The sequence below is a fragment of the Paracoccus niistensis genome (assembly GCF_042432925.1).
Lineage (GTDB): Bacteria > Pseudomonadota > Alphaproteobacteria > Rhodobacterales > Rhodobacteraceae > Paracoccus > Paracoccus niistensis.
This window is the reverse complement of sequence record NZ_JBHLWE010000047.1, coordinates 259344-272629: the sequence shown is the minus strand read 5'-3', so window position 1 is coordinate 272629 and position 13286 is coordinate 259344. Positions and strand designations below refer to the sequence as shown.

At 67.5% G+C, this 13286-nt stretch carries 14 protein-coding genes; 4 read left to right on the top strand and 10 right to left on the bottom strand.

The window, feature by feature from the left end; genetic code table 11:
* Window positions 1-43: 43 nt before the first annotated feature.
* From ACFFII_RS16450 to ACFFII_RS16425, 6 genes are all read right to left on the bottom strand, one after another.
* Window positions 44-487 carry a MaoC family dehydratase gene (locus ACFFII_RS16450; protein ID WP_377699971.1) on the bottom strand — a complete coding sequence of 148 codons (444 nt, stop codon included), beginning with the start codon at window positions 485-487 and terminating at the stop codon, window positions 44-46.
* Window positions 488-588: 101 nt separating this feature from the next.
* The gene (locus tag ACFFII_RS16445; RefSeq protein WP_377699948.1) at window positions 589-1452 is read right to left on the bottom strand and encodes a TIGR01459 family HAD-type hydrolase; all 864 of its coding nucleotides are present in this window, start codon (window positions 1450-1452) and stop codon (window positions 589-591) included.
* Window positions 1453-1525: 73 nt separating this feature from the next.
* Window positions 1526-2443, bottom strand: a complete 918-nt coding sequence (locus tag ACFFII_RS16440; RefSeq protein WP_377699947.1) for a manganese-dependent inorganic pyrophosphatase — start codon at window positions 2441-2443, stop codon at window positions 1526-1528.
* 79 nt (window positions 2444-2522) lie between these two features.
* The gene (locus ACFFII_RS16435; protein WP_377699946.1) at window positions 2523-2648 is read right to left on the bottom strand and encodes a hypothetical protein; all 126 of its coding nucleotides are present in this window, start codon (window positions 2646-2648) and stop codon (window positions 2523-2525) included.
* Between the two features lie 3 nt (window positions 2649-2651).
* Window positions 2652-3002 carry a DUF4440 domain-containing protein gene (locus ACFFII_RS16430; RefSeq protein ID WP_377699945.1) on the bottom strand — a complete coding sequence of 117 codons (351 nt, stop codon included), beginning with the start codon at window positions 3000-3002 and terminating at the stop codon, window positions 2652-2654.
* Window positions 3002-4039 (bottom strand): TraB/GumN family protein, encoded by a 1038-nt coding sequence (locus ACFFII_RS16425; protein WP_377699944.1) that lies wholly within the window; start codon window positions 4037-4039, stop codon window positions 3002-3004. Before ACFFII_RS16425 ends, ACFFII_RS16430 begins: the two co-directional genes overlap by 1 nt.
* Before the next feature lie 4 nt (window positions 4040-4043).
* Here ACFFII_RS16425 and ACFFII_RS16420 point away from each other — a divergent pair, with 4 nt between their 5' ends.
* From ACFFII_RS16420 to ACFFII_RS16405, 4 genes are all read left to right on the top strand, one after another.
* On the top strand, window positions 4044-4166 hold the full coding sequence (locus tag ACFFII_RS16420) for a hypothetical protein (RefSeq protein WP_377699943.1): 123 nt from the start codon (window positions 4044-4046) through the stop codon (window positions 4164-4166).
* Window positions 4167-4254: 88 nt separating this feature from the next.
* Window positions 4255-4542, top strand: coding sequence for a co-chaperone GroES (gene groES / locus ACFFII_RS16415; protein WP_377699941.1), 288 nt, complete (start codon window positions 4255-4257; stop codon window positions 4540-4542).
* 44 nt (window positions 4543-4586) lie between these two features.
* Window positions 4587-6233 carry a chaperonin GroEL gene (gene groL / locus ACFFII_RS16410; protein ID WP_377699940.1) on the top strand — a complete coding sequence of 549 codons (1647 nt, stop codon included), beginning with the start codon at window positions 4587-4589 and terminating at the stop codon, window positions 6231-6233.
* Window positions 6234-6349: 116 nt separating this feature from the next.
* Window positions 6350-7243 carry an HNH endonuclease gene (locus tag ACFFII_RS16405; protein WP_377699939.1) on the top strand — a complete coding sequence of 298 codons (894 nt, stop codon included), beginning with the start codon at window positions 6350-6352 and terminating at the stop codon, window positions 7241-7243.
* Here ACFFII_RS16405 and ACFFII_RS16400 read toward each other — a convergent pair whose 3' ends face one another.
* The 4 genes from ACFFII_RS16400 to ACFFII_RS16385 all read right to left on the bottom strand — a co-directional run bounded on the left by ACFFII_RS16400 (window position 7244) and on the right by ACFFII_RS16385 (window position 13246).
* Window positions 7244-8773 (bottom strand): Ppx/GppA family phosphatase, encoded by a 1530-nt coding sequence (locus tag ACFFII_RS16400; protein ID WP_377699938.1) that lies wholly within the window; start codon window positions 8771-8773, stop codon window positions 7244-7246.
* Window positions 8774-8825: 52 nt separating this feature from the next.
* Window positions 8826-10991, bottom strand: coding sequence for an RNA degradosome polyphosphate kinase (locus tag ACFFII_RS16395; RefSeq protein WP_377699937.1), 2166 nt, complete (start codon window positions 10989-10991; stop codon window positions 8826-8828).
* Between the two features lie 144 nt (window positions 10992-11135).
* Window positions 11136-11825: a P-loop NTPase family protein gene (locus ACFFII_RS16390; RefSeq protein ID WP_377699936.1), complete on the bottom strand. Its 690-nt coding sequence runs from the start codon at window positions 11823-11825 to the stop codon at window positions 11136-11138.
* Between the two features lie 5 nt (window positions 11826-11830).
* Entirely contained in the window at window positions 11831-13246 is a 1416-nt protein-coding gene (locus ACFFII_RS16385) for an AI-2E family transporter (RefSeq protein WP_377699935.1), read from the bottom strand.
* Between the last annotated feature and the right edge of the window lie 40 nt (window positions 13247-13286).

Below are 13286 nucleotides of genomic sequence, written 5' to 3'. Positions count from 1 at the left end.
CTGCATGGGCCCCCACGTCCGGGCCATGCCCCGGTCGGATCGGTCAGTCGAACTTGCGCGACGGCGCCAGAACTACCGCCTCGCCTTTCAGCACGACCGTATCGCCCACGAGGCAGCGCGTGGCAAGGGTGACGCGGCGCTTCGCGTGGTCGATCGATTCCACCTGCACCTCGGCCCGCACCGTGTCGCCGGGGCGGACGGGCGCCATGAACTTCAGCGTCTGGCCAAGGTAGACAGTGCCGTGACCGGGCAACTGCTCTCCGATCACGGCGGAAATCAGCCCCGCAGTCAGCATCCCGTGGGCGATCCGGCCCTCGAAGATCGTGTCGCGGGCATAGGCATCGTCCAGATGCACCGGGTTCCGGTCCGTCGAGACCTGCGCGAACATTTCGATGTCATCGTCCGTCACCTGCTTGAGCAGGTGCCGCACCATTCCGATCTCGAGATCCTCGATGACGATCGTGCCGCGCGGATGATTGTCGAGCATCATGGCCCCCTCTGCTGCATCGCAGCGTAGCAGAGGGAGAGAGGACGAGCAATAATTCTAAAGGATAGGTCTTCGGTCCGAACGATTGTTGCGACGCGGCGTCAGCGCAGCCGTCCGATGGCGTAGGTGGCCGAGATGCGCTGATCCGAAAGCCACGCTTCCAGCCGGTGCGCCTCGGGACTTTCCACGTCATCGCCCATGTGCTCGGCGGCAAGGCCTCCGGTGACGAACAGCGAATCGATCCCCTGGTTGACCGCGCCAAGGATGTCGGTGCCGATGCCGTCCCCGATGGCCAGCGCGGGCACATCAAGGCTGACGCCCAGGCGGCGACGGGCAAGGTCATAGATCGGCGCATGGGGCTTGCCGAAGTACAGTGCCTCGCCGCCCATCTCCTCGTAAAGCTGGGCAAGGGCGCCCGCGCAGTAAAGCCGCTGCTCGCCGAAATCGACCACGAGGTCGGGATTTACGCAAAGAAGCGGCAGGTTGCGCGCGCGCGCCGCGGCCAGCCGCTCGCGGTAGTCCTCGGGCGTTTCGGTGCGGTCGTCATAGGGGCCGGTGACGACGACGCCCTCGGCCTCCTCCAGCGGGACGCGGGTGATGGCGGACGCGCGCGGGTCCTCGGTTTCCGTGAAGAAGCCTAGGTCGCGGTCGGGGCCCACGTGCCAGACGCGGCTGCCGACCCGGCCCGCGAACATCGCGTCCTGCGCGGCATCGCCCGAAGTGACGATGTCGTCCCAGGCGTCGTCCGGCACCCCCAGCCGCGCGATCTGGTCGGCCACGAGGCCGCGCGGGCGCGGGGCGTTCGTGACCAGCGCCACCTTGCCCCCCGCGGCGCGATAGGCCTGCAGGGCGCTGATGGCAGCCGGATAGGCGATCTTGCCGTTGTGGACGCAGCCCCACAGGTCGCAGAACAGAACGCCATAGTCGCCGCCGATCTCGGCGAGGTTCCGGATGATGCGGGTCATGTTCCTGCCCTTTCGCTGCCTTGAAATGCGAGGGGCCGGGAATGGCCCCGGCCCTGTCGTCACGATGCCCCGCTCAGACCTTGAGCACGGGGATGATCTGTTTCTTGCGGCTGACGACGCCGGGCAGGACCACGCTGTCGCCCTCGACCGGGACGCCGAAGGACGCCTCGGCCACGCGACGGACGAAGTCGTTGGGGACCAGCAGGGTGGACTGCTCGTTCAGGATGTCCACGATGAACAGCATCACCTCGTCGGCGCCGTCCTCGGCCGCGACGCCGGGCATGGCGGCGACCAGGCGGTCCTTGCGGTCAAGCAGCACCTGCGGCGCGGTGGTTTCCAGCACGGAAATCCGCATCTGCTTGCCGCCCAGCGTGTATTCCTTGCTGTCCATCTTCAGCAGGGCCGCGTCCGAGAAGGCCGAAACGTCGGATTTCGCGGTGAACATCTCCATCGCGTAGGTCGGAATGGCGATGTCCAGGTCCTTGGCCAGCTTTTCCGCCACGCGCCGGTCATGCGGCGTCGTGGTGGGCGAGCGGAACTCGAGCGTGTCGGACAGGATGCAGGTCAGCATCAGGCCCTTGACCCAGGCCGGCGCGCGGTCGAGGTCCGCGCCCATCAGGTCGTGCATGATGGTCGCCGTGCAGGCGAGCGGACGGATCGTGATGTTGATCGGCGTGCGGGTGGTGATGCCGCCGGCCAGCAGGTGATGGTCGATGATCTCGATCACCTCGGCCTGGTCCAGCGAGGCGGGCAGCTCGGCCGGGTTGTTGGTGTCCACGATCACGCACTGGTCGCCGGCAGCCACGTCCTCGATGATCTCGGGCATCTGGACGCCCCACTTGCCCAGCATCCAGACGGCCTCGGTGTTGGGCATCCCCTGCAGGACCGCCTTGGCGGGGGTCTTGCGGACGTCGGACAGATACCAGGCCCAGATCAGCGGCGAGCCGGTGGAGTCGGTATCGGGGGCCTTGTGGCCGAAAACCTGGATCATGAAGCGTTCCCTCGTGGCGCGATTGGTCCGGCTTATAGGCGCGGGGCCGTCCCTTGTGAAGGCTGCGGCGCGGGGCCGGTCAGCCGCCGATCAGGATGCAGTCGGTCAGCGGCAGCCGAGAGGCCAGCAGGGTGGCTGCGGCAAGGCCCGCGGTGTAGGCCCCATGAAAGCGGATGTGGTGCGGCAGACCTGCCCTCAGGGACAATCGTCAGGCCTCGGGGGCGGGATGAGCCGTGCGCTGGTGCTGGATCAGCTGCCAGTCGTCCTTCTGCCGGACCCAGGTCGAACTGCACAGCAGTTCGGTCTCGCTTCCCTGCCGGGCCACGGTGGCGCGATAGGCCAGCACCACGCAATCCTCTGTTTCGACCATCAGCCGCTCGGTCAGCCAGACCTTGGTCGCGCGCGGGCCCGCGTTCAGCAGCGCCAGAACCTCGGCCCCCTGGATCGCCCCCTCAGGGCGCACCACGATGCAGGAGGGGTGCATCCGCCGCCAGGCCTCGCCCGCGCCCATGGTCCACAGGGCCTCCTCGTCGGCCCACCGGTTGTCGGTCCTGCTCATCATCCGCCCTCTGTGATCGTCCAGCCCTCGGCCTCCAGCAGGCGCAGCACGCCGGTCTCGCCCGGCAGGTGCAGCGCCCCGAAGGCCGCGACCACGGGCTTGCCCTCGGCCGCGGCCGCCTCGGCCGCCCGGGTCAACGGGCCGATCCATGATCTGTTCCGCCGGGTCATCAGCCGATCCTCGGCAAGCTGCATCTGGCGGTCCACGGCCTCGGACGGCAGGCCCGAGTTCTCACGGGCATCCAGACGGCCGAATTCCCACAATTGCCAGATGTCGCCGCGGAAATACGCCTCGAGCGAGGTGGCCGCATAATCGTCGGCCAGTCTCGCTGCGGGCAGCGCGGCGCGGATCATGTCGTTTTCCTCCTCGGGGGTGAGATCCCGGAAGATGGTGAAAAGCGTGTCCCAGGGTTCCAGCGCCAGCACCGGCACGCCTTCGCCCCGCGCATGATCCACCAGCCGGTGATCGAGGCCCTGCCGGTCGGCAAGATCCTGCGCCTGGCCCAGCATGCAGGGCGACAGGCCCAGCAGCATGGCGACATACCAGGGGCGCATCCGGCTGGCGAGGATGGCAGGCACGCCCCGCTGTTCAACGGCCTGGGCGACGGCCTGCCAGTCCCTGTCCCCCAGGCGCTGCGGCAGCGTGGGCCCGGTGGGATCGACCATCAGGGCGGGATCGCGGCTCAGGTGGTCGGTCAAAGCCTTTTCCTCTTCCGGACCCGCCTCGACCAGAAGGGCGCCGGATTGCGCGATCAGGGGGGCCATGCGCGCGACGGTCGCCTCGTGCCGCGGGTCGGGAAAGTGATAGGTGCCCGCGATCTCGATCCGCGCCTCACCCTTGGTCGCCCGCCAGAAGATGCCCTGCGGATAGGGCGTGCCGGCGACGGCCTCGTCCAACTGCGCCCGTTGCCCGGCCGGCAGTTCGGCGATCAGGTCGCGGCCCGTGCAGTCCGCCGCGCTTGCAGCGGTGGCGAAGACCAGCGCGCAAAGCGTCGCAAGCGTGGCAGCCAGCCCCCTTCTGCCCCTTGTCCCGATCATGCGCATGGCAGCCACCCTTGTCTTTCCCGAAGCCGGGCCGCCGGCGGGCAACCCTTCGATGATCCAAACACTTGCAGCCGGCGCTGTGAACCCGAAGCCGCATCCGAACCTGTTGACAGCCCCGTGAAGCCCGCCTATCTCGGCGCCACTGGCACTCACCTCGGTCGAGTGCCAACAACCGAAACACTGCAACCTGAAAGATCGGAGTGTTCACGATGGGATTCAAACCGCTGCACGACCGCGTCCTGGTCCGCCGCGTCGAGTCGGACGAGAAGACCAAGGGTGGGCTGATCATCCCCGACACCGCCAAGGAAAAGCCCGCTGAGGGCGAAGTCATGGCCGTGGGCGCCGGCGCCCGCAACGAGGACGGCGACCGCATCAAGCTGGACGTGAAGGAAGGCGACCGCATCCTGTTCGGCAAGTGGTCGGGCACCGAAGTCACGGTGGACGGCAAGGAACTGCTCATCATGAAGGAAAGCGACATCCTCGGGATCATCGACTGATCCCTGACGGTCACGCTTTCAACACTCTGACAAGGAAAAGATAAATGGCTGGCAAGGAAGTCAAGTTCAACACCGACGCCCGCGACCGGATGCTGAAGGGCGTCAACATCCTGGCCGATGCGGTCAAGGTGACGCTGGGCCCGAAGGGCCGCAACGTGGTCATCGACAAGTCCTTCGGCGCGCCCCGCATCACCAAGGACGGCGTTACCGTCGCCAAGGAAATCGAACTGACCGACAAGTTCGAGAACATGGGCGCCCAGATGGTCCGCGAAGTCGCCTCGCGCACCAACGACGAGGCCGGTGACGGCACCACCACCGCCACCGTCCTGGCCCAGGCCATCGTCCGCGAGGGCATGAAGGCGGTTGCCGCCGGCATGAACCCGATGGACCTCAAGCGCGGCATCGACATGGCGACCCAGCGCGTCGTTGAATCGATCAAGTCGGCGGCCCGTCCCGTGTCGGACAGCGCCGAAGTCGCGCAGGTCGGCACCATCTCGGCCAACGGCGAGAAGTTCATCGGCGAGCAGATCGCCGAGGCGATGCAGAAGGTCGGCAACGAGGGTGTCATCACCGTCGAAGAGAACAAGGGGATGGAGACCGAGGTCGAAGTCGTCGAAGGGATGCAGTTCGACCGCGGCTACCTGTCGCCTTATTTCGTGACCAACCCCGAGAAGATGGTCGCGGAACTGGAAGACGCGCTGATCCTGCTGCACGAGAAGAAGCTGTCCTCGCTGCAGCCGATGGTGCCGCTGCTGGAAGCCGTGATCCAGTCGGGCAAGCCGCTGCTGATCGTGGCCGAGGACGTGGAAGGCGAGGCCCTGGCCACGCTGGTCGTCAACCGCCTGCGCGGCGGCCTGAAGGTGTCGGCCGTGAAGGCTCCGGGCTTCGGCGACCGCCGCAAGGCCATGCTGCAGGACATCGCGATCCTGACCGGCGGCCAGGTGATCTCGGAAGACCTTGGCATGAAGCTGGAGAATGTCGGCATCGACATGCTCGGCCGCGCCAAGAAGGTGTCGATCACCAAGGACAACACCACCATCGTCGACGGCGCCGGTGACAAGTCCGAGATCGAGGCCCGCGTCGGCCAGATCCGTCAGCAGATCGAGGAAACCACCTCGGACTACGACAAGGAAAAGCTGCAGGAGCGTGTCGCGAAGCTGGCCGGCGGCGTCGCCGTCATCCGCGTCGGCGGCATGACCGAGATCGAGGTGAAGGAGCGCAAGGACCGCGTCGATGACGCGCTGAACGCGACCCGCGCCGCGGTGCAGGAAGGCATCGTCGTCGGTGGCGGCGTGGCGCTGGTGCAGGGGGCCAAGGCTCTGGAAGGCCTGGAAGGCCAGAACGCCGACCAGAACGCCGGCATCGCCCTGATCCGCCGCGCGCTGGAAGCCCCGATGCGCCAGATTGCCGAGAACGCCGGCGTCGATGGCGCCGTGGTTGCCGGCAAGGTGCGCGAGTCGAACGACAAGTCCTTCGGCTTCAACGCCCAGACCGAGGAATATGGCGACATGTTCAAGTTCGGCGTGATTGACCCCGCGAAGGTCGTCCGCACCGCGCTGGAAGACGCCGCCTCGGTGGCCGGCCTGCTGATCACGACCGAAGCCATGATCGCCGAGAAGCCCGAGCCCAAGGCTGCCGCCGGCGGCATGGGCGGCGGCATGGGCGGCATGGGCGGCATGGACATGATGTGATCCATCCGCCCGGCCGAACGGTCGAGCGAGAACGAATGGAAAGGCCGCCCATGGGGCGGCCTTTTTCATTATTCCGACACCTGGCTGAGCCAGGATTGCACGTCTATGCTGCAAGCATGGTAAAAGCCGTCTTCATCGAGTCGAGCCATTCGCATTATCGCGACGAGCCGGGACGCGTTTACCACTTTCCCAACAGCTACCTTTCACGTGTCGAGCAGGCGGTCGGCGATTGGGTTATTTTCTACGAAGGACGGCGTGGCGCTGGAAAGGGCTACCACCGCGTGCAGCGGCTGCGAAACGTTGTTCCTGATCCTGCAGACCCTACTCACAGCTATGCGGTCATGGATACCGCCTCAGAACTCGACTTCAAAACGAATCTGGCGCGTGTGCGTCCAGACGGCAGATTGTGGGAAACCGGGCTGGCATGGATGGGTGGAAACAACACCTCTGCCGTACGCCTGATTTCAGATGACGATTTTGCCGCTATCATCAACGCTGGTCTGAGCTTTAATACCGAACCGGATACTCTGCCGCGTGCCCCCTTGCCTGACGACGCCAGTGGCTTTGCAGAAAATCAAACAGCTTGGGTTCCTGCACTGGCCCCCGATCGGACTAGGGTCCTGACGTCTCGCCCTTTGCGGGACGCCGCCTTCTCCAGGAATGTCCGTCGGGCTTATCGCGGCCGTTGTGCCATATCAGGGTTGGAGCTGAGAAATGGCGGGGGTCGGCCTGAGGTCGAAGCAGCCCACATCCGCCCGGTCGAACATGACGGCCCGGATACAGTCCGCAACGGTCTGGCACTGAGTGGGACAGTGCACTGGATGTTTGATCGGGGTTTGCTTTCTATCGATGAGGACCATTCTATATTGATCGCCCGAGACAGCATTGCAGATGAGATTGTGCACCGTCTCATCAACAATACCGGCAAGCTGATCCAGCCCTCGTCTTCAGCCCTCGGACCCCACGGGGTTTATCTGGATTGGCATCGGCGGCATACCTTCAAGGGGTGATCACCCCACCACCGCCCCGACCCCCAGCGCCCCGGCTAGCGCCTTCAGCCGCGACTCGGCGACCTCGCCCATCAGGTCGCGGCCGGCCTTGGTCAGGCTCAGCGTCAGGGTGCCCGCCTCGCGGTCCAGGGTCAGGGTGCCGGCCTCGTTCGGATCACCGATGGCGAACATGGCGCCGAAGCGCATGGCGCGGCCCAGAATCTCGGCGTCGCGGATCTCCTCCTCGGACAACAGCTTCAGCAGCGGCGTGATCAGGGGCGAGGCCGCGCGGCCGTTCTTGTAGCGGTGCAGCAGCGCCAGCCCCAGGAACACCCGTTCGGGATGCGACAGCGCCGCCAGGTTCGAGCGCGTGACATTGTCGAAGCAGGCCTCGGCGCGGTAATCGGGATGGGCGCGCCAGCTGGTGTCATGCAGCAGGCAGGCCGCGCGGATCAGCCGCTCGCGCCTCGGTGAGACGCCCGGGAAAACCGGCGCCAGGAACTGGTGCAGCTTCTTGCCCGTCCCCGGCATCCGCGCCATCTGGCGTTCCATGAAGCGCGCAGCCTCGGTCAGCGGGTCGCGCTTGCGGATGTTGTCGGACATCTGCTCGTACAACAGCCCCTCGCGGATGCCATAGGAACTGACGGCGATTTCCTGCGGCTCGAAGGTCAGCACGAGCTGGCGCAGCACCTGCACGGCCAGCGGTACCAGTTCGAGCCGGCCCGAGGAGATGCCGGTCCGCGCCTTGAGATCCGACAGGTTCTCGTTCCCGATCCACTTGACCGTCGCCAGCACGTCGTCGGGGGTCATGCGGTATTCGTGCAGCACCGTCATCGGATAACCGCGGCGTTCCATGTCCAGTCGGGCGATGGCGCGCCAGGACCCGCCGACCAGGTAGATGCGCTCGTGGTCGCGGCCGACCGCCTCGACCAGCCCATCCATGATCTTCTCGATATGCCGCTTGAGCGCCTTGCCCTCGACCTGCTGCAGCCGGAAGGGCCCCAGCGGAGAGGTCGCGCGCCGCCCGATCTGGCCGCCCGCCACCTCGGCCAGTTCCATCGAGCTTCCGCCGATGTCGCAGACCAGACCCTTGGCGTCCGGCCAGCCCAGCAGCACGCCTTGGGCGGACAGCCGCGCCTCTTCCTCGCCGTCGATCACCATCAGCTTGAGGCCGGTCTGCCGCGCGACCGCGCGCTGGAAGGCCGGGCCGTCCTCGGCCTCGCGCACGGCGGCGGTGGCGACGCAGGTCAGCGCCTCGATTCCCATGCTGCGGGCCAGCGCGGCAAAGCGCTTGAGCGCCGCCATGCCGCGCTGCGCGCCCTCGGGGTTCAGCCGGCCGGTGTTCACCAGCCCCTGCCCCAGACCCGCCATGACCTTCTCGTTGTAGAAATAGGCCGGGCTGCGGGCCGCGCCGTCGAAGACGACAAGCCGGATCGAGTTCGAGCCGACGTCCACCACGCCCACCCTTGCCAGTTCGCGCATGGACCGCACGGGCAGGCCCTGCTTGCCAAAGGGGGAAACTTTCTGGCCGCTGGTCGTGGTCACGTTCATCGCTTGTCTTTCTGGCTGGCGGCGGGCCCGGAGGGCTGCGCCGTGGTCAGGGTCACTCGCTGGCGTGGGTCAGCGCCGGCACGTCGCCCGCCCCCGCGGTCCCCCGCCCGGACAGCGACGGGTTTTCCATGAAGAAGCGGTGGCAGTTGAACAGGTCGTCACGATCTTCGGGAAGATGACGCAGATACCTGCCATCGGGTTGCAGGATCCAGCTCTGCGCCTCGTCGGCCATGTTGGCGGCCATGATCTGGCTGGTGATCTGCGCCTTGACCGTGTCGTTCAGGCATTCGACCAGCGTTTCCACCCGGCGCGACAGGTTGCGGTCCATCCAGTCGGCCGAGCTGATGAAGACCCGCGCCTTGCGCGAAGGGAGCCCGTGGCCATTGCCGAAGCAGACGATGCGGCTGTGTTCCAGGAAGCGCCCGACGATGGATTTCACGCGGATGTTGTCGGACAGCCCTGCGATGCCGGGGCGCAGGCCGCAGATGCCGCGGATGACCAGGTTGATCTTCACGCCTGCCGCAGAGGCCGCATAAAGCGCCTCGGTCACGTCCGTTTCGACCAGGCTGTTCATCTTGGCCCAGATCTCGGCGGGACGGCCGCGGCGGGCGAAATCGGCCTCGCGCGCGATCAGGTCCAGCAGAGTGGATTTCAGGTTGATGGGGCTGATGGCCAGGTTCTCCAGCCCCTCGGGCTGGACGTAGCCGGACAGGTAGTTGAAGACCTTGGCCGCGTCCCGCCCCAGCGCCGCGTCGCAGGTGAACAGCGACAGGTCGGTGTATACGCGCGCGGTGATCGGGTGATAGTTGCCGGTACCGAAATGGGTGTAGGTCACCAGCCGGTCGCCCTCGCGCCGGACCACGGTGCTCATCTTGGCATGGGTCTTCAGCTGCATGAAGCCATAGCTGACATGGGCGCCTGCCCGTTCCAGCCGGCGGCTCTGGCGGATGTTCGCGGCCTCGTCGAAGCGGGCCTTCAGTTCCACCAGCGCCATGACCGACTTGCCGCTTTCGGCGGCCTCGCACAGCGCGTCCACGATCGGGCTGTCGCGGCTGGTGCGATACAGCGTCTGCTTGATCGCCACCACGTCCGGGTCCCGCGCCGCCTGGTTGAGGAAGCGGATGACCATGTCGAAGGTCTCGTAGGGGTGATGCAGCAGCATGTCCTTCTGGCGGATCGCCGCGAACAGGTCGCCGTCGTGGTCCTGCACGCGTTCCGGCACGCGCGGCGTGAAGGAGGGCCATTGCAGGTCGCGGCGGCTGTCCAGCACCAGCTCGCGCACATCGGCCATGCCCAGAAGGCCCTCGACCTCGACGGTGGCGTCGGGGCCGACGCCCAGTTCCTGCATGATCATGCGGCGCAGCCGGTCGGGGGCGCCCGCAGTGATCTTCAATCGAACCACCTCGCCCCGGCGGCGGCGCTTGAGCGCGGTCTCGAACTCGCGCACCAGATCCTCGGCCTCGTCCTCAAGCTCCAGGTCGCTGTCGCGCAGCACGCGGAAGCCGCAATGGCCGATGTCGCGGTATCCGGGGAACAGCGTCGGCAGGTGCATCAACAGCAGGTCTTCCAGCCGCAGGAAGCGCTGCCCGCCCGGCAGGGCGATGAACCGCTTGAGCTGGGTGGGGATCGGCAGCAGCGCCTGCATCTGCCGCCCGTCCGTTTCCCGCGCCAGTTCCAGCGCCAGGCTGAAGCCGGTGTTGGGGATGAAGGGGAACGGGTGCGCGGGATCGATGGCAAGCGGCGTCAGGACCGGGAACACCTGTTCCGCGAAATGCTGGCGCAGGAACGCCGCCTCAGCCCGCGTGATGCGCGGGCGGGACAGGATCACGATCCCTGCCCGCTCCATCTCGCGCCTGAGCTTGTTCCAGACGGTCTGCTGCGCGCCCATCAGGCGGCGGGCGTCGGCGTTGATCAGCGTCAGCTGCTCGGCCGGGGCCAGGCCGTCGTCCGAAGGGGTGGAGTTCCCTTCGCGCACCAGCTCGCGCAGGCCCGCGACGCGAACGGTGTAGAATTCATCGAGGTTGGTGGCCGAGATCGACAGGAAACGCAGCCGTTCCAGCAGCGGGACGCGCGGATTCCGCGCCTCGTCCAGCACCCGCCAGTTGAAGGACAGCCAGCTGAGTTCCCGGTTGAAGAACCGCGCGGGTCCCGTCGGCGCGCCCTCGGGCAGGCTGCGCGCGGGCGGGAAAGGGCACTTCAGGAAATCGGCCTGGGTCATGACAGGGTTGATGCCGCGATTCCCGAGGCCGTGCAACTCGTCCCAAGGGCCACGGTGACAACGACGTTCCGGCCCGAAGCTCCGTCCTGCCTCAAATACCCTCCGGGGGTGCGGGAGTGGACCCCCGCTTGCAGCGGCAACATCCTAAGCCGCGCCCGCCCCAAGCCGGCCCAGCGCCGCCATGGCCAGGGGTCGCGTCACCGCGCGGCCCTCGGACAGCGCGTCCCGGTCGATCTCGGCCACCAGCTTGCGGGCAAGGCCGAGGTCGCGGTCCATGTGGCGCACCAGCGCCTCGATCACGCCCGGCCCCGGCGACAGCTGGCGGTCGGCGAACAGCTTGACGAGCACCGCCGTCAGCAGGTGCTCGTCGGGCGGTTCCAGCCGGACCAGCGCGGTCGAGGCCATGCGCGAGGCGAGATCCGGCAGCGCCAGCCCCCAGTCGCGCGGCGGCGTGCGCGCGGTGATCAGCAGCAGCGCACCGCGCTCGGCGGAAAGGTTCCACAGGTGGAACAGTGCCAGTTCCGCCCCCGCCGCGCCGCCCGCGCGATGGGCATCCTCGATCACCAGGGCGCCGTCCGGCTGGACCAGCGTGTCGGCGATCTCGGGCCGCAGGGCCGAGGCGCGCATCCGCTGCGCGCCGTTCTCGGCCGCCCAGAAGGCGGCGAGATGCGACTTGCCCGAAGCCTCGGGGCCCACCAGCAGCAGCCGGCCCTGCGGCCAGTCGCGGGGGCGGTCCAGCAGGGCCAGCGCCTCGGCATTGGCCGGTGCTGGCAGGAAGTCGGCGCGTGACAGCGCGGGCGGGGTGCGAAGGTCCAGCGTCAGTTGGCGCGCCACGGGTGTCAGCCCCTCCGGCCGTCTTCGATGATCTCGGCGGCGGTGCGGGGGGCGTTCCGCTCCACGGGGTCCTGCGGATCGGGGCCGTCGGGGGTGCGCCCGCCCCAGGTCCGCACCTTGGGATGGGGGTGCCCGGTTCCCAGGGCAGCCGGGGCATCAGGCCATTTCACCTCGACCTCGGCCATGGCGATCTGAGCGCCGTCCTCGGCGGCCGCCTCGACGGCGGCGATATGCGCCTCGTCGCGGGCCGATTCGATGCGCGCCTCGCGCATGGCCTCGTCATGGGTGCGTTGCGCGCTGGCGACCCGGCGGGCGACGGTGCCGCGCGGGGCAAGCTCGACCAGCGTGGGGGTGGGCACGGGGGCGGGCGCCTCGGCCCCCGTGTAAAGGGGGCTGACCTTGTAGCGATCGACCGAGTAGCGCACGATCACCCCCACCGCCGCGCCCAGCGGCACCGCGACCAGCAGCCCGACAAAGCCGAACAGCGTGCCGAAGACGCTGAGCGCCAGCATCAGCCAGACCGGGTGCAGCCCCACCTGTCCGCCCACGATCTTGGGTTGAAGATAGTTCCCTTCGAGCATCTGCCCCGCGACGAAGATCCCGGCGACGGCGATGATCTGCGCAGGCTCCCCCCAGAAGGAGAACAGCGCGACCCCGATCGAGATCACGCCGCCCACCAGCGTGCCGACATAGGGGATGAAGGACAGCGAGGCCGCCGACACGCCGATGACGATGCCGAAGGGCAGGCCGACCAGCGCCAGGCCGACCGAATAGAAGGCGGCAAGGATCAGGATCACCACCGCCTGTCCCCGCACGAAGCCCGAGACGCTGTCGTCGATCTGGCGGGCCAGTCCCCGCAGCGTATCAAGGTGCGGACGCGGCAGCAGAGCGTCGATGCGGCGCACCATCCGGTCCCAGTCGAGCAGCATGTAGAAGGCCACGACCGGCGCGATGACCAGCACCATGACGAAGCCGATCACGCCGTTGATCGACCCCATGACGGTGCCGACGATGGTGCCCATGCTGGCCGCGACCGTTGTGCGCGCCTGCTGCAGGGCGTTGTCCACGAAGCCCCCGTCGGGGAACAGCTGCGGATAGCGGCTTTGCACCACGGCCTGCAGGCGGTCGATCATGGCGGGGGTGGTTTCGACCAGTTGCGTGCCCTGACGGATCAGCAGCGGCACCAGCCAGACCAGCGCGGTCGCCAGCGCCAGGACGGCAAGCCCGGTGATCAGCACGACGGCCAGCACGCGGGACACGCCCGCGCGTTCCAGCCTGTCTACCACGGGATCAAGAAGATAGGCGATCGACATGCCCAGCAGGAAGGGCATGATCGCGCCGCCCAGCAGCCACAGGACCAGCACCAGGACCAGCGCCACCGCGCCCCACCAGATGGCCTGCTTGCTGCCGGCAAACCGCATTGCGCATGCTCCGTTCAGGGTGTCGGGCACTGATTGTCCC

What these genes read in the sequence shown, in the direction of transcription:
- ACFFII_RS16450 (WP_377699971.1), bottom strand. Translation starts at nt 487, where the DNA reads ATGCTCGACAATCATCCGCGCGGCACGATCGTCATCGAGGATCTCGAG.
- ACFFII_RS16445 (WP_377699948.1), bottom strand. Translation starts at nt 1,452, where the DNA reads ATGACCCGCATCATCCGGAACCTCGCCGAGATCGGCGGCGACTATGGC.
- ACFFII_RS16440 (WP_377699947.1), bottom strand. Translation starts at nt 2,443, where the DNA reads ATGATCCAGGTTTTCGGCCACAAGGCCCCCGATACCGACTCCACCGGC.
- ACFFII_RS16430 (WP_377699945.1), bottom strand. Translation starts at nt 3,002, where the DNA reads ATGAGCAGGACCGACAACCGGTGGGCCGACGAGGAGGCCCTGTGGACC.
- ACFFII_RS16425 (WP_377699944.1), bottom strand. Translation starts at nt 4,039, where the DNA reads ATGATCGGGACAAGGGGCAGAAGGGGGCTGGCTGCCACGCTTGCGACG.
- ACFFII_RS16420 (WP_377699943.1), top strand. Translation starts at nt 4,044, where the DNA reads ATGGCAGCCACCCTTGTCTTTCCCGAAGCCGGGCCGCCGGCGGGCAAC.
- groES (WP_377699941.1), top strand. Translation starts at nt 4,255, where the DNA reads ATGGGATTCAAACCGCTGCACGACCGCGTCCTGGTCCGCCGCGTCGAG.
- groL (WP_377699940.1), top strand. Translation starts at nt 4,587, where the DNA reads ATGGCTGGCAAGGAAGTCAAGTTCAACACCGACGCCCGCGACCGGATG.
- ACFFII_RS16405 (WP_377699939.1), top strand. Translation starts at nt 6,350, where the DNA reads ATGGTAAAAGCCGTCTTCATCGAGTCGAGCCATTCGCATTATCGCGAC.
- ACFFII_RS16400 (WP_377699938.1), bottom strand. Translation starts at nt 8,773, where the DNA reads ATGAACGTGACCACGACCAGCGGCCAGAAAGTTTCCCCCTTTGGCAAG.
- ACFFII_RS16395 (WP_377699937.1), bottom strand. Translation starts at nt 10,991, where the DNA reads ATGACCCAGGCCGATTTCCTGAAGTGCCCTTTCCCGCCCGCGCGCAGC.
- ACFFII_RS16385 (WP_377699935.1), bottom strand. Translation starts at nt 13,246, where the DNA reads ATGCGGTTTGCCGGCAGCAAGCAGGCCATCTGGTGGGGCGCGGTGGCG.